Here is a 19,524-nt window from a genome sequence, read left to right as displayed (position 1 = left end):
AATTACGAATTACGAATTACGAATTACGAATTACGAATTACGAATTACGAATTACACCGATGGGCAAGGGCAACCCATTCGTTTAATCGTTCACAATCAATTACCTCAAATCCGGCTTCAGCTAAGGCTGTAGTGACACTTTCCTCATGATCTGTAGTAAATCCAGCTGTAATTAATAGCCCTGGTTGTGCTTGATTCTGACGTAAAGCTGCCCTAAAATCATCCGCAAGGGCAATATGTACCCGTGCGAAAATATTAGCAACAATTAGATCAAATGTATTTTTTGCTTCAATTTTTGAACCATTACTAGCAGTGTTTCCACCCATCCAATGCCCCAAATCACTGCCACGCCCCAGGCTACCTTGCATCACCTGTACTTGCTGCTCTACATTATTCAGAGATACAGTTTCCTGAGTCGCTTCTACCGCCACACTATCATTATCTAAAGCTAAGACATTAGCCCCCAGCTTCGCCATAGCCACACTCAAAATCCCCGAACCTGAACCAAAATCCAATACCTGCATATTTGGGACTGTGTAGCGTTCCAGCAGTCGTAGGCTGACAATGGTGGCTGGATGTAACCCGCTACCAAAGGCGAGAGTTTTTTGCAGTTTTAAGGTAATTTTATCTGCTATTTCAGATTGAGCAGGTGTATCAGAATTGAATATAATAAATCTTTCGCCAATGGGATGCACAAGTGGTTGCGGCGCGTCTGTGATTTTATTTTCAACAATATTTGTCTGAATTGCTGTTGTCATTCCAGTTCGATGCAAAGGCGAAAGCAGACTTTCAATTTTTTCTATCTGTGTTCGCGCGCTGACATCGTAGGGTAAATATAACCGCATCGTAAATGTCCAATCAGAACTAGCCGAATTGAATTCTGCATATTCGGTAATATAAATATCATTAATATCAATAGTTTCAGCTAGCAGCGTACAAACCCAATCAACAGCCTCATGGGTTGTATCTAGACTTAATTCCATCCAAGACATATTATTTTCCTTTCATCGAGCGCTGCTTCCCTACAACTGCTTGTATTCTTCTTTATTGCTTTGCGCCTTTGCGTGAAACAAAAAATGCAAATCCAATCCCAGTCACAAACATGAGTAGACTATAAATAGCTGCGGGAACAGCCATTGTAGAATTATTAAGCAATGTAGGGGAAGATGCGATCGCGATCGCTAGAGTCCCATTTTGAATACCTACTTCTACTGTAATTGCCCTAGCACGTTTTTCTCCTAATTTTGCTAAAGTAGCGATCGCAAAACCTAATGTCATCGTCGCCACATTTAAAACCAGAGTTACCCAGCCCACAGCCATCACAGAAGGAAGAAAATTATCTCGTTCTTGAAATATTATCCCAGTAATCACCACGGTCAGGAAAAATAGAGATAGCCACTTTACAGGTTTATTTGCCTTTGCTGCTATTCCGGGAGCATATCGATTAACTACCATCCCAATTGTTAAAGGTAGAAGCGTCATCACCGCAATCTGCACAACTGTATTTAAAACAGGTAACTGTAGTATTGTCCCTGCTCCCAAAAATGTCTGCATTGCAAAATTGACAATCAGAGGAATGGTAAAAACCGTAATTAAACTACTGATAGCTGTGAGGGTAACAGAAAGAGCAACATCTCCCTCAGCTAAAAATGTGATCATATTAGAAGTTGCGCCACCAGGACAGGCGACTAAAATCATCACGCCTACTGCTAATTCTGGGTTGAGGGGAAACATCGACGCAATGCCAAAGCCCACAATTGGTAACATGACTAACTGCGACACCAAGCCAATTACTACCGCTTTAGGATATATTAAAACTCCCTTATAGTCGTCTAGGGTCAAGGATAAACCCATGCCTAGCATGATTATAAATAGAGCCAAGGGCAGAAAAACCGCCGTCAGAAAACTTCCTTCCATCCTTAACTCGCATTACTTAAAATAAAATGCCTTTGGATATTACCATATTCAGGAATAAATTTGGATTATTGCTGACTATTCGACTATTTTCATCAACTCTGCTATTGATACACTCAATATACGTGCTAATTTCAGCACAGATCCAACAAATATAGAGAAAGTGGCTGCTATTATTGAGTTGACCATCCTGGGGCGATCATCGCTGAATAAAATTGGATTATGAATCGCACATTTACGGCAACTGTCTATTGGGAAGAAGATGTTTACGTAGCTGAATGTCCAGAAGTGGGAACAGCTAGCCAAGGGGAAACCATAGAAGAGGCCATTGCTAATCTCAAAGAAGCAACTGAACTTTACCTCGAAGAAGTTTCTCTTCCTCAAACAAATCCGCGTTTATTAACTACATTTGAGGTGATAAGTGCCTAAGCTACCACGAGTCCCTGCGGCTGAAGTGATTCGTGCATTGGAACGCTGAGGGTTTGTCCAAACAAGACAACGAGGAAGTCATCTTAAAAAAGCAATTAGGATAATGGTGGGTTACGGACTATCGTCCTAACCCACCCTACAAATTGGGGATTTTATTCTTTGGAAGTCCCTGATCAGATGTGGGTTTTTGCTAAATCAGAATATTTACTCTTGAGTAGATACTGTTAATACCTGCGGTGGTGTAGCATCTGGGGGATAGATAAAGTCTACTTCTACTAATCTGCGATCGCCTGGTGGCATATTTAATAAAACTAAGGGTTCTCCCTGTTGACCTCGCCTTTGGACTAAATGAGTAAACTGAGTTTTGGCATGACCTTTATCATCTGTGTAACGTACCCGCACTGACCCCCGGAAAAATACTTGCGGTGCTGTATTCGTAAAGAAGCGTAATCCTTGTTTTACCAAATTATCTTCTTTAATTGGTGTTTGTACAGCTACACTCACCCTTTGAGCATTTTCAGTATTATTATGCAGTGGCAACTGCAAACTATATTGAATCCCATAGTTGCCATGAGCCATATAAGCGGTATCAGGATAACGTACCAGCATGGGCGCAGTCTGAATTTGATTTGTGCCTAAAGTGCCACCATGTAGGCTACTTAAAGGATAGGAAAATCCTTGACCTGCTTGAGGAATTGTTAAATATCTCGCTTCAGGATTATCTACAACTAAGGATTTCCACTGAGAACCTTGAGCAACTCCGGCGACACGTCCATAAATTCTTCCTTGGTTGGTTGCTTCTAAAGGTGTGGGAACTTTATCCCGTGGAGTTGACAATTCACCAGTCTTTAGTAGATTTTCCCATTCTGCTAAAGTCGGGGCGCGTTCACTACCATCGGCATTCTGACGGGCAAATAAAGCCATACTAGCTGCATAAACAGTACCATTACTCTGCAACCGCATTAATGTAGAGCGACCATTTAAAGGAGGTGTCAATTCTTTGACAGGAATGGGCAAATTTAATAACATCTGACTTTGCCCTGGAGGAATGACAATTTGGGCGGGAAAACTTTCTTGTCGTCTTCCCCTTAAGATATCAGACACAGCGCGATCGCCTGGCCCTGCAAAAACATTACCTAAGATATTCTGACTCGTCGCTGGTAACTGAATAAATGGTGCATCTGGTTGACTTAAATAACTCGCTGCTTGCAATATATTCACCGTGACTGGTTCAGTTCCAGGATTGTGCAGCATGATTCCTATATGGAGCGATCTTAAATCCTCTGGTGGGTCAGCCTTAGCAACGTGGTGGGCAAAAACATCAAATCGCCCGCTAAATGGATAATTTAAATGCGCCTCTGATACTTTTTTGCCATCTGCGGGAAAAGTAGAGAGTAAAATACCTTCTTTTAATACTAATTCTGGACTATTACTGTTAAAAACAGGCACAGTATCCAGTTGTCCCGGCAAAGAGCGCACTTCTTGGGGTTTCACCACTTCTTCTGGGGGTAGGGTAGCAGGTGCTGATTGGGCGAGAGTTAAATTTAGTAAAAATGACAACATAATACTGAGAAATACTGAGAAAATGGCTTCACCTAAGAGACGCTGACGACTTTATGAAAGTGCCAAATTGTTAATAATTAATAAGAAATCAGCCAAGACAACGGGCAAATTTTCAGAATTTAACACCGGAACATGGACAAAAATACATGGTGTTGCCAGTTGATTTTGGCACAAGTAATCTAAAACTGCATAGTACAGACCTTCACAAACAAATTTACCGCAGTCGTGGCTAATCTCAATTGCTGTTGCTCCATTTACTAATTTTTCCAAATTAACAGTTGTCGGCAAAACACTTTCCCCACAGCTAGCAACCGCTTCCAGACTTAGTTTTGTCCTGCAAGCAGCCATGCCACAACAAATAATATAATCAGGTTGCAGTTCAGATATTTTTTGAATTACTTGTGAACTAGCCAGATGGACATCCACAGGTAAACGCCGCAAAAATTTTAAATCATGAGGGAGCGAGTTATGTTTAATCACTTCCAGTAATAAATCATCAGAGGAATTTGAGAGTTGATCGCTCAACCAAACTTCAAAAGAAGTTAATAGTATTCTTTTCGCCATAGGAAATATTATTTAGAATAGAAACACCCTCCATAATAAACTTACAAGGAGCCGGTCAATGCCAGTCATTGCAGTCGTAGATTACGATATGGGAAATTTGCACTCAGTCTGCAAAGGTTTAGAAAAAGCTGGAGCAACTCCTCAGATTACTCATTCTGCTAAAGATTTAGAAATGGCAGATGCCGTAGTCTTGCCAGGAGTGGGAGCATTCGATCCCGCAGTCCAACACCTGCGATCGCGTGGTTTAGAACAACCCATTAAAGATATAATCGCATCTGGTAAACCCTTCTTAGGCATCTGTTTGGGATTACAAATTTTATTTGAATCCAGTGCCGAAGGAACTCAACCAGGACTGGGAATTGTCCCCGGAAAAGTGCGCCGATTCCGACCAGAAGCAGGTATTACTATTCCTCACATGGGATGGAATCAACTAGAGTTCACGCAACGAAAAAGCATTTTATGGGAGCATTTGCCAGTTGATCCTTGGGTATATTTTGTACATTCTTACTATGTTGACCCAACAGATCCTGAAGTTAGAGCCGCAACTGTTACCCACGGTTCTCAAACTATCACAGCTGCGATCGCGCGTGAAAACCTAACAGCAGTGCAGTTCCACCCGGAAAAATCTTCTAACATCGGGTTGCAAATTCTATCTAATTTTGTTGCCCAAGTTCGCGAAAAAATTGCTGCATAATCCAACTTTTATTTTGAGGTTTTGTCGTTTGTTATTCGTCCTTTGTCATGGTTTTTTCCCTGACTGTTGACCAATGACTCATGACTAATGACCAATGACTAACAACCAATGACACTGAGAATTTACGGGAATCGCCAAATTAAATCTTTACCAGGGCAAGCTACCAGACCCACCAGTGCGCGGGTGAGGGAAGCAGTGTTCAATATTTGGCAGGGAACAATTGTGGATTGTCGCTGGCTAGATGTGTGTACCGGCACTGGTTCAATGGGTGCAGAGGCGTTGTGTAGAGGAGCCAGTTTAGTAGTAGGGATAGAAAAATCAAGCCAAGCTAATGCCATTATTCAACAAAATTGGCAGCAGGTGGCGCATGGTGAGCAAAAATGGCAACTCTGGCGAGGAGATGTCATGCAGCAATTAAAAAACTTATCAGGAAAGCAGTTTGACAGAATTTACTTTGATCCGCCTTATGCTAGTGGATTATATCAGCCAGTGTTAGAGGCGATCGCACATCATAATTTGTTAGCTGTGCATGGTGAAATAGCCGTAGAACACAATCCCCAAAATTGGAAACCTCCAGTCATTCCCAATTGGGAGATTTGCCGCCAAAAGGTTTACGGTAATACTGCGCTGACTTTTTATAGAATCATGGATGAGGGAGTGACAGAAGAGGGATAATAATGAAAAACAATTATATTGTTTATAACTATGAGCCAGTATACAAGGCAAGTCATTTTATACAAGGATGAAGATGGTTACTGGATTGTAGAGTGTCCAAGTTTAAAGGGATGTATTAGCCAAGGAAAAACGAAAGAAGAGGCTTTATCCAATATTAAGGAAGCCATTGTAGGCTACGTGACTGCTTTAGAGGAAGATGGCTTATCTGTGCCTGAAGACAAGTTTGAAACATTCCTGGTGGTGGTGTGAGCAAGTTGCCCAGTATTTCAGGAAAACAGTGTATCAAGGTGCTAGAAAAAATTGGTTTCTATCAAAAACGTAGAGAAAGCAGTCACATGATTCTGCGAAGAGATGAGCCATTCACTCAAGTTGTTGTTCCAGATCACCAAGAGTTGGCTAAAGGCACACTGCGGGCGATTATTCGAGATGCTGGACTGAGTATTGAAGAATTCACGTCATTACTTTAGCTATAGCTGCAAGCTTAACTCTATTGAAAAGGCATATTAAAGGATACACGAAGATTTGTGTTTTTCAACTATATTCTCAACCAATAGCTTAACGAGTATGAAAATTAAAGCAATTATTCATCCAGCCGAAGAAGGTGGCTATTGGGCGGAGATACCTGCCCTTCCTGGTTGTATTACTGAAGGCGAGACAATGGAGGAGGTGATAGCTAATTTAAAGGATGCTATTGAAGGTTGGCTTGATGTTGCGAATAGTCGTGATGCCATTGAGTCAACAGATCAAGTTGTTGAAATTGCTATATGAAATCTATTTCTGGCAAACAACTATGCAAGATTGTAGAGCAGAAAGGTTGGGTTTCAAAAAGAATTACCGGCAGCCATCATATTTATGAAAACCCTGAATTAAAACAAATCCTGTCAATTCCTGTTCATCGCAATCAAGATTTGAAAGTTGGAACCTTAAGAGCCTTAATGAAAATTGCCCAGTTATCTGAGGAAAATTTACTGTGATTGTGAATTGAGAAGATGAGAACAGGGTGAAGAAGTTAATCGTTTATTAGTAATCTTTATCGAGCTACAATGAGCCAAGTGTGCTTATTTTTGCCAAAATAATGGGTGAAATTTCCTGGAAATTGAGCATTAATACTGAAAGGCTGATCCTTCGTCCCCAGCAACCAAGTGATTATGAAATTTGGTACGCTGGTTTTTCGGAAAGATTACCAACACAACGTCAATACGATGATGGATTTGTGAGTTTGGAGCATTGCGATCGCCAGTGGTTTGCAGATTTGTGTCAGCGCCACCAGCAGGAAGCGTTAACCGATCAGTTGTTCGTATTTGGCATTTTCTCTCGTCAAACTCACCAGCATCTTGGCAATATCGACATTTCGACTATCCGCCGTGGAGAATATCAGTGGGCAATTTTAGGATACGAAATTCACAACCAACACTGGAAACAAGGCTTCGGTAAAGAAGCAGTTCGAGCCGCTTTGATGGCTGGCTTCGAGACACTGGACTATCATCGCATCGAAGCCGCTATTAATCTGGATAATCACGCATCAATTGCACTTGCTCAAAGTGTGGGTATGCAGAAAGAATGTATTCGTCGTGGCTTTTTCTACGAGAACGAGCAATGGGTAGACCATTTTATTTATGTGGCTCTACCCTCTGATTTGGGGTTAGTAGAAAAGCCACCTGTAGCTATGGCCACAAGCTTAACTCTATAGTAGGCGATAAGCCTGACGGCATAGCCAACGCTTACTGCTCATCATAATTTATTAGCTGTGCATGGTGAAATAGCCGTAGAACACAATCCCCAAGGTTGGACACCGCCAGTCATACCCACTTGGGAGATTTGCCGACAAAAGGTTTACGGTAACACTGCGCTGACTTTCTACAGAATTATGGATGAGCAGAATGAAGCCGAAAGTGTCAACATGAGAACAGACTGAAACAGAATCTCCCAGTGTAGTTGCAGTCTACTATACAAGTAATTCTTAAGGTTTTATGACTAATTTGCCAGAAATTGAAGCAGCTATCCAAAAACTACCAATCAACTTTGGCAAGAAAATTCCTTGCATCCCTCTTTACATTTTAAACAAGCATTCGATAGATTTTCGGTGTCAATCCTGTATGCTGTCGGAATAATTTACCGAGATGACTATGACTGCTAAAGCCACACAGCATTGCAATTTCCATGACTGATAGTTTTGAGGCTTTAAGTAGATGCTTTGCCTGTTCCAGCCGTTGCTGAATTACATATTGACGAGGAGTCATTCCCATTGACTGTTTAAATAGCCGAATGAAGTGAAATTGGCTGATTCCCAGCAACTGAGCCAAATTAGAGAGTTGAATATCTTGAGCTAAATTTTCGTTGATGTAGTCGATGAGTTGCAACAGTTGGCGATCGCTCAATCCTGATTTGTAAATATTACTACACGGCTGCACCGCAATATAATGCCAAGGTAATTGCACAGCTAGTAAGTTTGTGAGCGATTCAATATAAAGTTGTCCTGCTAATCCGCAACTTTTGAGTTCAGCTAGCAGCATGGTACTAATTTGTTCAATTTGAGGATTTCGGCAATGAAATTCTGGTAGCAACCCTAACCCATTGTCATTCAATGCGATCGCTTCTTGGACAACTTGCTCGACAAACTTAGCCGCCAATGGATGAAAAGATGCTGACCAAATCGCATATTCGCACTGAAATTAATCAGTTTATTAAACTGGCGATTCCGTTAGCTGGCGCTCAAGTTGCTCAAGCTGCTGTTGGGTTCGTAGACACCATTATGATGGGGCAATTGGGACCAGAAAGTTTGGCATCTGGTGGATTGGCATCTATATCATTTCAGTTTGTCTTGAATACGTCTAGTGGTGTAGTCATGGCAGTCAGTCCGCTAGTGGCGGAAGCACAAGGTGCAGGTCAGAAAACCCAAATTGAGCAAATTGTCCGCCAGGGGCTTTGGCTGTCCATTATTTTGAGCATTCCCATGATGTTGGTAGTAGGACATCTCAATTCTTTCATGCTTTACCTCGGACAAGCTGCAACAACAGTGAAATTAGCAGACAGCTATCTCAACTTTGTTTTGTGGGGAATATTACCAGGTTTAGGGTTTGCCATGCTCAGAGGTTATGTTTCAGCCCTGTCTCAAGCGAGTGTCGTCTTGCCGCTCGTGATTTTGGGAACACTAGTAAATGTCGCAGGTAACTATATTCTCGGCTATGGCAACTTTGGTTTTCCTCGGATGGAATTGGCAGGATTGGGGTTAGCCAGCGCCATTGGGTTATGGACAATGTTCTTAGGATTGCTCATTTATACTCGCCTTCACCCAAAACTCAAGAAGTATCCATTTTGGCAAGATTTACATCAACTCAAACCGAAAATTCTTCAGCAGTTGGCTGGAATTGGTGTGGCGATCGCAGTCACAATTGCGGTGGAGTATGGGTTATTTACAGCAGTTACGTTTTTTATGGGAACATTGGGAGTTGAGGTCTTAGCAGCTCACCAAACGGTTTATCAAACCATGATGTTGATTTTCATGGTGCCACTAGGGATGTCCTATGCGGTAACAGTCAGGGTGGGGTTTTGGTTGGGACAACAAAATATTGCCGGCGCTCGACGCGCCGGATACGTTGGTGTAACTGTTGCCGGAGCCTTTATGATTTTGACAGCGATTGTACTACTCACTTATCCACAACAGATAATTGGTATTTATTTAGACATTCATGACCCAGCTAATGCAGAGTTATTCCAGCTGGCTATGCCGATGTTGTTCATCTCGGCATTATCACAATTTTTGGATGGAGTACAACGTGTGGCAATGGGCGCATTATATGGACTGCAAGATACACAAGTCCCCATGTTGTTAAGTATTTTCAGTTTTTGGGGAATTGGCTTAACCAGTGGCTATGTGCTGGGATTCCCTCTAGGATTTGGCGGAGTGGGATTATGGGCTGGACAGTCAATTGGTGTGGCGATCGCGGGTGTGATTTTTCTCTGGCGTTTTCACAGACTCACCTTTAAGCGAAAGCCTCTCTTGTAGAGATGCGAAGCCAGTCGTACAACTTGAGGAAAGTTGGCAACGCGCTGGCTGATTAATCGCATCTCCACTCAGAAATCTTAACCCCCCAATTCGTTGGGGCGCTTGTATTGCTGATAGGCGGCGAAAAATAGCCCAGCCAAAGTGACAACAATCAGACCAAGGACAATACCGGATAGCAAGGGTTCAACCATTTTAAATCTCCTGTTGGCAAATGTTCAATATTCGTTTCTGCTGTTCATTCTACCAAATTGGGGATGAATCCCTCGCCCTCTAATGTTTTTGAGCGACCAATGATCATAAAAAAATTATCATTTGTGCTTGCAGACACCATCAAGAACTTTTAAGCTATGTGTAGGATAATGAAAAACTTTTAGTAAACTCCACTTTGACGGCAAACCTTTTGGATAACCAGATTACCAAACCAAAAACTCGAATACAGTGGATCACCTTATTGGCTCTGGTGCTACTGCTAGCAGCCCCTTTGGGCATTTTTGGTGTTCAAATGGTTAGAGCTGCTGACCCTTATGTGAAGAATGTCCTTTCCCTCAAAGGCGACTCAGTTCAAGGACACGCGATTTTTCAAATTAACTGCGCTGGTTGTCATGGACTAGAAGCAGATGGGCTAGTTGGCCCCAGTTTGCAAGGTGTATCAAAGCGCAAGTCACGATATAAGCTAATTCATCAAGTGATTAGCGGCGAAACCCCGCCGATGCCAAAATTCCAACCTAGCGTTCAAGAAATGGCAGACCTATTGAGCTATTTGGAGAGTTTATAGTCTATTGAATTATAAAACTCAGATTCTGCCGATAATGCTTGACTTATCAACCATTCTCACAATCCCACGGCTGGAAGCTGTGGGATTATTTGGTGAAATAAAGTAAACTGTGCAACTTTTCTCTGGGGAAGGCAACGATTTGCGAAAAATTCGATATAAAATCTAAAACTTAAAATCAAAAATTACAATGACAAAGCTCACTCCTAATTCTAGTTTTAGTTTGACCCTGCGTTTGCAAATTCCCAACCGTGTGGGGATGTTAGCATCAATTACTCAGGCGATCGCTACCAGTGGCGGTAATCTCGGACAAATTGATTTAATTGAACAAACCCGCCATGAATCTACACGTGATATTACTGTAGATGCAGCTAGTACCGAACACGCTGAAACTATTGTACAAGCAGTCAAAGCATTGCCAGATATTAAGTTGCTCAGTGTTTATGACCGCACCTTTAATTTGCATCGTGGGGGCAAAATTGGCATTGTCAGCCGCATTCCCATCAAGAGTGTTTCTGATTTAGCAATGGCGTATACTCCAGGAGTTGGTCGGATTTGTACAGCGATCGCCCAAGACCCAGAGGAAGTTTACAATTTAACCATCAAACAAAACACTGTCGCCATCGTTACCGATGGTAGTGCCGTTTTAGGTTTGGGAAATCTTGGCGCGTCGGCGGCCTTACCAGTCATGGAAGGTAAAGCGATGCTATTCAAAGAATTTGCCGGACTTGATGCTTTTCCCATCTGTCTCGATACTCAAGATACAGATGAAATTGTGCGGACAGTCAAAAATCTCGCTCCCGTTTTTGGTGGTGTCAACTTAGAAGATATTGCTGCGCCGCGTTGCTTTGAAATCGAAAAGAGATTACGAGCCGAACTAAATATTCCAGTTTTTCATGATGACCAACACGGTACAGCCATTGTTACCTTAGCAGCGTTGTTTAACGCCTTAAAACTTGTCGATAAATCAATGGCAGAAATCCGCATTGTGATTAATGGTGCTGGGGCGGCTGGAGTGGCGATCGCTCGCTTACTTCGCAAAGCTGGAGCCGAAAAAATCTGGATGTGTGACTCCAAAGGAATTATCTCCACCAGTCGCACCGATTTGACCCCAGAGAAGCAGGAATTCGCCGTTAAAGCCCAGGGTACACTGGGGGGTGCAATGCAAGGCGCAGACGTGTTCATTGGCGTAAGCGCACCCGGAGTATTGACAGTGGAAATGGTACAAGCAATGGCTAAAGACCCGATTGTTTTTGCTATGGCTAATCCCATTCCCGAAATTCAGCCAGAATTAGTCAGTAAAATTGTTGCTGTCATGGCCACAGGTCGGAGTGACTACCCGAATCAAATTAATAACGTCTTAGCTTTTCCCGGAGTCTTCCGTGGGGCTTTAGATTGTCGCGCCCAGACAATTACCACCACCATGTACTTAGAAGCAGCCAGTGCGATCGCCTCCTTAGTCAAACCTTCAGACTTAAACCGGGAACACATCATCCCATCAGTCTTTGATCAAAGAGTTGCGCCTGCTGTAGCTGCGGCTGTCCAACAAGCCGCCCGTCAAGAAGGAATCGCCAAGAGTTAATTCCTCCTTGTAGAGACGCGATTTATCGCGTCTTTTATCGCTTATTTCAAAGGAATAAAACCAGCCCGTTCAACAGCCTGTTGTCCCGCAGGAGATAAAGCCAACTCCACAAATTGCTTAACGGCTGGGCTAGTTTTACGTGGTACTGCCAAATAAACAACACGACTAATTGGGTAAGTCCCATTTTTGACTAAATCTTTATCTGTCGGCGATATCCCATTAATAGGAACAATGCGGACACTTTGCTGATTCTCAATTTGAGTCACAGTACTATAGCTAATACCATCATTACCTAAAGCCCGTAAAATAGGCGTAGTTTCATCCTGCTCCACCGTAGTAAAATTGCCGCCATCAGGAGCAAAAGCTTTACCAGAAAGTACCGCTTCTTGAAAGAAAGAATGAGTCCCACTGTCACGAGAACGGTTAATCACTTTTATGGGGAGATTTGGACCACCCACCTCTGACCAGTTGGTAATTTGTCCGAGGAAAATTAAACCCAACTGTTCCATAGTTAATCCCCCCTTATATGGGTTATTGATACCTACCGCCACAGCTAAACCATCACGGGCAATAGGGACTCCCACAATTCCTGCTGACAATTCGCTACCATTCAGGGGACGTGAACTAGCCGCCATTAATACTTTGCCATCAATCAGGTTTTTTAGTCCCGCATTAGTACCATTAGGTTTACCATCAGGCATCCCGTAAGTTGTAGGTAAATTAGGATTGAGAAAATTATAGGCAATTTGAAACTGCTTAACTAGAGTAACTATAGTGACACTGCCATCAATCGTTAAAACTGTTGGATTTGGTAAACTCGTATCTAAACTTCCTGCATCAAAACCTTGAACTGGGCTAGATTCAGACCCAGAAGATTGATCATTATTTAAAGATTGCGATGCATTCTGATTGGGAGATATAGGACTTTGCATTAATCCAGGCAATAGTTTGAAATACCACAAACCCAATCCTAAAACTCCACCAGTGAGGAGTAGAGTCAGCACCAGTATGAGTATTTCTCGATTTTTGCTGTTTGTAGACATATTGTAGTATTTACCCTAATTCATCAGCTTTATAAAGGTTTTCAGCTACTACCCAAACGTTATATTTTAATGAAATTGCCCTCTAATAAATTTCCCACTCATATCAACTCGACAACCAAAAAATTAAAACCTTACCCTAGCTTTACCCCGTGGATAAATCCTTTTGTAAAAGGATATTCCGTAGTACAAGGCGAGTACGGTCGTTTTGGGGTAATGCAGTTACTTATGTTGTATTTTTTTACAAAAGCAGTATGTGTTACAAGAATATTATACTGAGTAAAATTATTTTTGATGAACTATTGCCAGTAATTGACTCTCTGCAATTAACAGATAACTACAGCGTAGCCACACCAGCTGACTGGAAAGATGGGGAAGACTGCGTAAAGGACTTCCAAATAAAAAAATATTCAACCACCTAATGCATAAAACCGTTCGGACGTTCGGCGAAGCTCAGTCGAGCCGCTGACGCTCACGGCGAAGCCTCTCAAAATACGATGACTCTGTGTTCTCTGTGTCTCTGCGGTTCTTTTATTTAGATAATTTATTTCTTAGAAGTCCCATAGATATAATGAAGTTATTTGGGTTAGCAAAGTAGGAGAAAATTACCATGCTTTCATCTCCTTTGATATTACATTTTCCCTCATCAATGCCCATGACAGATGAACAATTCTTTGAATTCTGTCAAGAAAACCGCGACTTACGCATTGAGAGGAATAAATTTGGAGAAATCTCAATTATGCCGCCTACAGGTTCAGAAACAGGAAACCGTAACTTTAATATTGCCTTACAGCTAGGAGTTTGGGCAGAACAAGACGACACAGGCATTTGTTTTGATTCTAGTACAGGATTTAAACTATCAACAGGTGCAGAGCGTTCGCCTGATGCGTCCTGGATAAAATTAGCCCGATGGAATCAACTCACACCAGAACAAAAACAAAAATTTGCACCTATATGTCCAGATTTTCTGATTGAATTAAGGTCAGCTTCGGATAGCCTGCAACCCTTAAAAGATAAAATGGTAGAATATATGCAGGAACCAAAAATACAATTAGCTTGGTTAATTGACCGTAAACATCGCCGAGTTTATATTTATCGTCCTGGACAACCAGAAGAATGTTTAGAAAATCCTGAAATTGTGAGTGGTGAAAATGTCTTACCAGGATTTATTTTGAAGATGAGTAAAATTTGGTAATACGAAATTTAATAACAATTCATCCTACATAAAACCTATGCAATCTTCTATAAATATTCTGACAGTTGCACAATACTTAGAAGCAGAGAAATTCTTTGTTAAATAAGAAATTTTGGGAAGAATTATAGCGGTATGTACTTGAATGAAGTACATCATAGCCCCCTCCTCGCGGCGGAGAGAAGTCACAAGGAGGGTTTCCCTCCGGGTGAACTTTTCCTTCGGAAACGCTAAGGGCGAACGGGGGAGGGGGTTGGGGGTGGGGTTTTTATATCTCACTCAACCGAGAACCGCTATATTGTAATTATAATCTACAAATTATTTAGCCTAAGAGCAAATTCATTGATGATTATCCGCTAAAGTGTTATAAGCTTCATTCACTAACCGCATATTACCCTCCGCTTTTTTTTGCATCTGTGGCTGATTAACAAATAAATCTGGATGCCATTTTTTCACTAAAGTTTTATACGCCTGTTTCACCTCAGTCAAAGAAGCAGTAGGCTGTAATCCTAAAATACGATATGCACGAGCAATTTTATCTTTTTCTGCTTGATTTTTGGGTGGGTTAGATGATTGTTTATTTTGGGTTTGCTGCTGCTTTTGTCGATTCTGAGAACCAGGAGAACGCATTTCTGCTTTCATGCGTTCCATTTCTTCGTCAATTTCCCAATTACGAAATTTTGTGTCCACCTCTTGGGGACGAGGAGAAGTTTTAGGAGGTTGGGGAACTTGATGTTTTGGAGTTTCTACCCTTGTCTGAGTATTTTTGCTTGAGGAAGTTTGCACTCTCTCTCGTTTGGGAATATAGACACGGTGAGGATTTTGGTTTGGGGATATTTCTGGGTAAGGTTGATAATTTACAGGTATTTGGGATTTTTCTAATTCACGCAGTAACTGATTAAAAGCATTTTGTAATTGCTGCAAATCTGTACGTTTTTGAGCAATTTTTGGTGTTTCTTGACTGACTGTAAAACGAATTACTTTTTCGGCTTTTTGTTCATAATCAGCTAAAATTGATAAACCTTGACTACTCAAATCAGATAAATACTCTTCAATAACTGTGATACAAACTCTAGCAACCTGCTGATGATATGATTCATTAGCTACTTGATCATCTTGTTGTTGGATATTTTTATTGATTAAATAAGAAATACTCCCAACTACAGCAGCACCCACGGGACCACCTAATAACCAACCAATACCACCACCAACTGCAATTGAACCCGGTTCACTTAACTGGTCAGTATTACCTGGTTTTGGTGGTAAAGTAATTTGTGGTTCACTCGGTAAGCGAATTAATAAATCTTCTGGTCTTTCTTCTTTAAAAAAATCATAAGCATCATACAGCCATTTCATTACATCTAACTGTAGCTTTGTCAAGTCTTTTTTCAGCTTGTCGGTTTGCCAAGATTTAAATTTACTTTCTGCTAATGCAACTGCACCATCAGTTTGATACTTTGCTAATAAAGTGGGTAAGTGTAGCCAATTAGATAATTCTTTTAAGCTTTTACTAAAGCCTTGACTAATTAAGTTAGCAGCTTTTTCTTGAATAGCAAATTTAGTATTTTGTTTGTCATCAAAGGCTTTGACTTCATCAATTAGAGGATCTATTTTAGCCTTTAATGATAATTGAATTTGAGATGCGATCGCTTGCACCCTTGGCAACCGTACACCACCGCTATTTTGTTGTAAAATACTGACAATATTCTGCAAAGCTGTTTCAAACGCCACTAAACCGCTACTATTAGCAGCCGCTACATCACCCTTTAATCTAGCGCGTAAAGCAGGTAAAGCATCAACACGATATAAATTACTAAAGCCTGGAGGTAAATCTGTCCGAAAACTTTCTGCAACAAATAGCAAGCGATTTTGTACTTGTTTTTGTTCTTCTACTTCTAGTAAATTGAGAAAATTAGCCACAAAAATAACTGTTTTAATTTCTCTATCAGATAACCAATCACGCAAATTTTCCCGTTCACCTAAAGTCATTAATTTACGTGCATCTAGTAACTGAATTACTAAATCTACACTTAAAAGTTTCTCTTTAACTAAATTGTCCTGTGCTTCCCGATCATTTGTCCCTGGTAAATCGATAAATTCTACACCAGTTTTTAACAGGGGATGAGGATAAAAAACTTCTACAGAGGCGACATCTTTTCGCATCTGTCTATTACCGTCAAGAATAGCAAATTTCTCTAAAATCTCCGTCCCACTGCGATAAACTTCTGTTCCATCTACCAACATGATCCGAGTCCGCACATCTGAACCATACTTCACAGTAATCATTGCGCCTGTGGTGGGAATCAAATCAATTGGTAATGTGCGATTTCCCAAGATGGCATTTAATAAAGTAGACTTACCATGATTAAAAGGGCCAAAAACCGCAATGCGGAAACTAGGATTAACTAGATGATGACAAACAGTAATAATATCTTGATGCAATGATGAACCCGATTCTAAATTTAGTAATGTAGATGCAGATTTAAGAGAATCTGCTAAATTCCTGTAACCTTCACCCTGTTGTTGCATATTTTTATGATGCTAGCAAATTATCTATAGAGGTTGTTTTAAAAGTATCTGGCTGTGATTTTAGGCACTTAATGATCCCCCCATCCCCCCTTAAAAAGCAGGGCTGTTTCATTCCCTCAAAGGCTTATAATGTCAAGGGATATTTAGAGCGATCGCTTTAAATATCCTGAGCAAAATTTGAATTTTTTGGGTTGAAATGTAGGTTTTCCATAAGTTCTGTCCCAAAAATTATCCCTAATGATATTGACAAATCCTCCCTCCTTATCGAATGAAACAGCCCTGCCCTTAAAAAGGGGGAATAGTGATCAAAGTCCCCCTTAAGAAGGGGGATTTAGGGGGATCTAAAATGTTTTGCTACCGAGAATAAGACTTTTAAAATATCCTCATAGCAATCCCAAATAAGATGTGAACATTTCTCTTTTTTCTCTTACTCTGCGATCTCTGTGTCTCTGTGGTTCGTTATTCCATATTATAGCTATTTTCAGCTATAATAAGCCAATAAATCACTATATACAGACTCAATTTGTTGAATTTCAACTATGACATCTTCCTGTAATTTTTTCAATCTTTGTAATTCACTCTCCCGATTGATTTCCCGTGTTTGTTTTTGCTGAACTAAATTATCTAATTCAGATTTACGAGACACAATATCATCATTAATTCGCTGACTTACCTCTTTTTCATAGGAATCAAAACACTCTTTTACTGCATCGTATACGGTTTGAGATTGTTCATGGGCTATTTGTGGTAAATATTTAACTAACTCCGTTTTAGCAGTTTTAACTAACTCCTTACGTGCTTGGTCTGCTTGTAAAAAACCTACTCCTAAACCTAGCAAAGCAAAGCCAATGGGACCCAGAAAAATACCTGTGACAGCCGTAAGTATTCCCCCAACACCAATGACAGTGAAGTAGTTTAACAAAATATTTTTCCAATCAAATCCCGCGCCAGCTAAAGCGACACCAGCCAAGTTTCCTCTCGATAAAGATAACAATCCCATTGCCCATTTTGCCCATCCTGGCGATTTATCATCTTCTGGGGTGGAATGAGTATTTACTTTCACTGGCTGTCCGGTGAGTTTTTCGGTAATTTGGTCTGTGACTTGACTGTAAGACGCGCCATATTGTGCAGCACTACGGGAAAGTTCTTGAAAAGCGCCATTAATATCTTTTTCAGCAGTTAAAGTCCAAGCCGCAGCTTTATCAGCAATATATTGTTCAAAGGCTTTTTGCAATGCTTCGTTAAATGCTTCTCGTTTACCGCTACTGAGGAAATCTAAAACGTTTAATTCTGGTTGATAGCGTAAAAAATCAGTTTCAAAAGTGTTACCTAAATTTAAGACATAACCACGGAAAGATTCCGAAATTTTTCGTGCTTGGGTATCTCTGGTGTTAATGATTTCTTTTTGAAATTGATCTCGAATTCCAGTCAGTTTATTAAACTCAGGTTCCACAGAATCCAAGCGTTTTTTTAATTCATCGACATCTTGATCAAGTAATGGGATGCGTCTAGCAATTGCTTCTTGAGTATGTTTACAGGCTTGTCTACCTAATGTTCTCACTTGACGGAGTTCGGCGATCGCTCTTTCTCTGGTAAGAAAAGTGTTCAGTGATCCCATAAACTCGGCAAAACCCGTTCCCGCCAAATTGGCTTGGGGATTCTTCAGTCGTTTTCGCAGCGCTTGAATTGATGAAACTTCAAATACCCGTTCTTCGTAAATATCCTGACCATCTACAGTACAATATTCGGCTAAATTTGCCTTAAATACTTGCCTTAATCTGTTTTCTGAGGCTTGTAACTCCTCTTCATCGTCAGGATCAATTAAAGATTCTCGCACCTGATCCCAAGCGTTAATTAAAAAGAAAACCGACAAACCTCTACCTTTAATATAATTTTCTAGATACCTGCGTTCACCCAAAGTACAAGGTTGAGAAGCTCGCATTACAAACAGAATTGCGTGACAATTATTCACATAACCTAAAGACAATTCATTTCGGGCTTCTGTATCATTTAAACCTGGACTATCAACAATTTCAATTCCCTTTTCTAATAATGGTAAAGGGTACTCTACTACTGCATAATCAACATCAGGAAAAGCTTGTTTCTTCTCTTGTTCTAATTTTTTAGCTTCGGCTGGATCAATAGTATATTTATACTTAAAACTTTGAAAATCTAGCCTTTGGGGATTTTTCCCATCATTAAAATGAATTGTGACTGTTTTCTCCGCCCCGTAACGCAAAACCGTTAATACAGCCGTACAGGGATTGACATCACTGGGAAGTAAATTTTCGCCAATCAAGGCATTCAAGAATGTACTTTTACCCCGTTTCATATCACCTAAAACCAACAGGCGAAATACACCTTGTTTGAGGTTTTTACTAGCTACTGTAATATCTTCAACATCCCGTTCTAAACTCAGTTTACCTGAAGAAGATTCCCCAGCTAATTCAGCTTGTTGGATAGTGTCAGCCATTCGGCTCAGACATCCAGAAATTTTGGCGCGAACTTGAGCAACTCTTTCTAAATCATTGATAAATTTATCTGTATCAAGTTGTTGACTCATC

At 40.8% G+C, this 19,524-nt stretch carries 21 protein-coding genes and 2 pseudogenes; 14 read left to right on the top strand and 9 right to left on the bottom strand.

Annotated elements, in window-relative coordinates:
* Positions 1–44: 44 nt before the first annotated feature.
* Both ACM0OW_RS16470 and ACM0OW_RS16465 read right to left on the bottom strand, forming a co-directional pair.
* The gene (locus tag ACM0OW_RS16470) at positions 45–992 is read right to left on the bottom strand and encodes a 50S ribosomal protein L11 methyltransferase (protein WP_414551241.1); all 948 of its coding nucleotides are present in this window, start codon (positions 990–992) and stop codon (positions 45–47) included.
* A 52-nt stretch (positions 993–1,044) separates the two neighbouring features.
* Positions 1,045–1,917, bottom strand: coding sequence for a bile acid:sodium symporter family protein (locus tag ACM0OW_RS16465; RefSeq protein WP_414551240.1), 873 nt, complete (start codon positions 1,915–1,917; stop codon positions 1,045–1,047).
* 219 nt (positions 1,918–2,136) lie between these two features.
* Here ACM0OW_RS16465 and ACM0OW_RS16460 point away from each other — a divergent pair, with 219 nt between their 5' ends.
* Positions 2,137–2,343, top strand: coding sequence for a type II toxin-antitoxin system HicB family antitoxin (locus ACM0OW_RS16460; protein ID WP_414551239.1), 207 nt, complete (start codon positions 2,137–2,139; stop codon positions 2,341–2,343).
* Positions 2,344–2,547: 204 nt separating this feature from the next.
* Here ACM0OW_RS16460 and ACM0OW_RS16455 read toward each other — a convergent pair whose 3' ends face one another.
* Entirely contained in the window at positions 2,548–3,906 is a 1,359-nt protein-coding gene (locus ACM0OW_RS16455; RefSeq protein WP_414551238.1) for a DUF3370 domain-containing protein, read from the bottom strand.
* 51 nt (positions 3,907–3,957) lie between these two features.
* A complete protein-coding gene (locus ACM0OW_RS16450; RefSeq protein WP_414551237.1) occupies positions 3,958–4,470 on the bottom strand; it encodes a peptidase C15 in 513 nt (170 codons plus the stop codon).
* 58 nt (positions 4,471–4,528) lie between these two features.
* On the opposite strand from ACM0OW_RS16450, the gene hisH reads away from it, so the two are divergent.
* The 8 genes and pseudogenes from hisH to ACM0OW_RS16410 form a co-directional block, all read left to right on the top strand.
* Positions 4,529–5,164 carry an imidazole glycerol phosphate synthase subunit HisH gene (hisH, locus tag ACM0OW_RS16445; RefSeq protein ID WP_414551236.1) on the top strand — a complete coding sequence of 212 codons (636 nt, stop codon included), beginning with the start codon at positions 4,529–4,531 and terminating at the stop codon, positions 5,162–5,164.
* A gap of 108 nt (positions 5,165–5,272) precedes the next feature.
* Positions 5,273–5,839 carry a 16S rRNA (guanine(966)-N(2))-methyltransferase RsmD gene (gene rsmD, locus ACM0OW_RS16440; protein ID WP_414551235.1) on the top strand — a complete coding sequence of 189 codons (567 nt, stop codon included), beginning with the start codon at positions 5,273–5,275 and terminating at the stop codon, positions 5,837–5,839.
* 30 nt (positions 5,840–5,869) lie between these two features.
* Positions 5,870–6,088, top strand: a complete 219-nt coding sequence (locus tag ACM0OW_RS16435) for a type II toxin-antitoxin system HicB family antitoxin (RefSeq protein WP_414551234.1) — start codon at positions 5,870–5,872, stop codon at positions 6,086–6,088.
* Positions 6,085–6,306, top strand: a complete 222-nt coding sequence (locus ACM0OW_RS16430) for a type II toxin-antitoxin system HicA family toxin (protein ID WP_414551233.1) — start codon at positions 6,085–6,087, stop codon at positions 6,304–6,306. The genes ACM0OW_RS16435 and ACM0OW_RS16430 overlap by 4 nt, the downstream gene beginning before the upstream one ends.
* 97 nt (positions 6,307–6,403) lie before the next feature.
* Positions 6,404–6,607 (top strand): type II toxin-antitoxin system HicB family antitoxin, encoded by a 204-nt coding sequence (locus ACM0OW_RS16425; RefSeq protein ID WP_414551232.1) that lies wholly within the window; start codon positions 6,404–6,406, stop codon positions 6,605–6,607.
* Positions 6,604–6,813, top strand: a complete 210-nt coding sequence (locus tag ACM0OW_RS16420; RefSeq protein ID WP_414551231.1) for a type II toxin-antitoxin system HicA family toxin — start codon at positions 6,604–6,606, stop codon at positions 6,811–6,813. Before ACM0OW_RS16425 ends, ACM0OW_RS16420 begins: the two co-directional genes overlap by 4 nt.
* Before the next feature lie 101 nt (positions 6,814–6,914).
* Complete coding sequence (locus tag ACM0OW_RS16415) at positions 6,915–7,529, top strand: GNAT family N-acetyltransferase (RefSeq protein WP_414551230.1); 615 nt, start codon at positions 6,915–6,917, stop codon at positions 7,527–7,529.
* A 36-nt stretch (positions 7,530–7,565) separates the two neighbouring features.
* Positions 7,566–7,754 (top strand): annotated as a pseudogene (locus ACM0OW_RS16410) (16S rRNA (guanine(966)-N(2))-methyltransferase RsmD); the annotation flags it as partial.
* A gap of 142 nt (positions 7,755–7,896) precedes the next feature.
* On the opposite strand, the gene ACM0OW_RS16405 reads toward ACM0OW_RS16410, so the two are convergent.
* Positions 7,897–8,469 carry a helix-turn-helix domain-containing protein gene (locus tag ACM0OW_RS16405; protein ID WP_414551229.1) on the bottom strand — a complete coding sequence of 191 codons (573 nt, stop codon included), beginning with the start codon at positions 8,467–8,469 and terminating at the stop codon, positions 7,897–7,899.
* Positions 8,470–8,480: 11 nt separating this feature from the next.
* On the opposite strand from ACM0OW_RS16405, the gene ACM0OW_RS16400 reads away from it, so the two are divergent.
* The gene (locus tag ACM0OW_RS16400; protein WP_414551228.1) at positions 8,481–9,845 is read left to right on the top strand and encodes an MATE family efflux transporter; all 1,365 of its coding nucleotides are present in this window, start codon (positions 8,481–8,483) and stop codon (positions 9,843–9,845) included.
* Positions 9,846–9,922: 77 nt separating this feature from the next.
* Here ACM0OW_RS16400 and petG read toward each other — a convergent pair whose 3' ends face one another.
* Entirely contained in the window at positions 9,923–10,036 is a 114-nt protein-coding gene (gene petG / locus ACM0OW_RS16395) for a cytochrome b6-f complex subunit V (RefSeq protein ID WP_006194775.1), read from the bottom strand.
* Positions 10,037–10,245: 209 nt separating this feature from the next.
* On the opposite strand from petG, the gene ACM0OW_RS16390 reads away from it, so the two are divergent.
* Both ACM0OW_RS16390 and ACM0OW_RS16385 read left to right on the top strand, forming a co-directional pair.
* The gene (locus ACM0OW_RS16390; protein ID WP_414551246.1) at positions 10,246–10,620 is read left to right on the top strand and encodes a c-type cytochrome; all 375 of its coding nucleotides are present in this window, start codon (positions 10,246–10,248) and stop codon (positions 10,618–10,620) included.
* Positions 10,621–10,807: 187 nt separating this feature from the next.
* Positions 10,808–12,199, top strand: a complete 1,392-nt coding sequence (locus ACM0OW_RS16385) for a malic enzyme-like NAD(P)-binding protein (protein WP_414551227.1) — start codon at positions 10,808–10,810, stop codon at positions 12,197–12,199.
* 41 nt (positions 12,200–12,240) lie between these two features.
* On the opposite strand, the gene ACM0OW_RS16380 is transcribed toward ACM0OW_RS16385, so the two are convergent.
* Positions 12,241–13,242 (bottom strand): phosphate ABC transporter substrate-binding protein, encoded by a 1,002-nt coding sequence (locus ACM0OW_RS16380; protein ID WP_414551226.1) that lies wholly within the window; start codon positions 13,240–13,242, stop codon positions 12,241–12,243.
* A 287-nt stretch (positions 13,243–13,529) separates the two neighbouring features.
* Between ACM0OW_RS16380 and ACM0OW_RS16375 the strand changes: the two are divergent.
* Positions 13,530–13,661: pseudogene (locus ACM0OW_RS16375) on the top strand (hypothetical protein); the annotation flags it as partial.
* A 188-nt stretch (positions 13,662–13,849) separates the two neighbouring features.
* Positions 13,850–14,434 carry a Uma2 family endonuclease gene (locus ACM0OW_RS16370; protein ID WP_414551225.1) on the top strand — a complete coding sequence of 195 codons (585 nt, stop codon included), beginning with the start codon at positions 13,850–13,852 and terminating at the stop codon, positions 14,432–14,434.
* Between the two features lie 336 nt (positions 14,435–14,770).
* Here ACM0OW_RS16370 and ACM0OW_RS16365 read toward each other — a convergent pair whose 3' ends face one another.
* Positions 14,771–16,960: a dynamin family protein gene (locus tag ACM0OW_RS16365; RefSeq protein WP_414551224.1), complete on the bottom strand. Its 2,190-nt coding sequence runs from the start codon at positions 16,958–16,960 to the stop codon at positions 14,771–14,773.
* A gap of 481 nt (positions 16,961–17,441) precedes the next feature.
* A complete protein-coding gene (locus ACM0OW_RS16360; RefSeq protein ID WP_414551223.1) occupies positions 17,442–19,523 on the bottom strand; it encodes a dynamin family protein in 2,082 nt (693 codons plus the stop codon).
* Between the last annotated feature and the right edge of the window lies 1 nt (position 19,524).

It is taken from the genome of Anabaena sp. CCY 0017, from assembly GCF_963920885.1.
In the GTDB taxonomy this organism is placed as follows: Bacteria; Cyanobacteriota; Cyanobacteriia; order Cyanobacteriales; family Nostocaceae; genus Nodularia.
The sequence above is the reverse complement of the archived record's forward strand: the minus strand, read 5'-3'. Positions and strand labels throughout refer to the sequence as shown.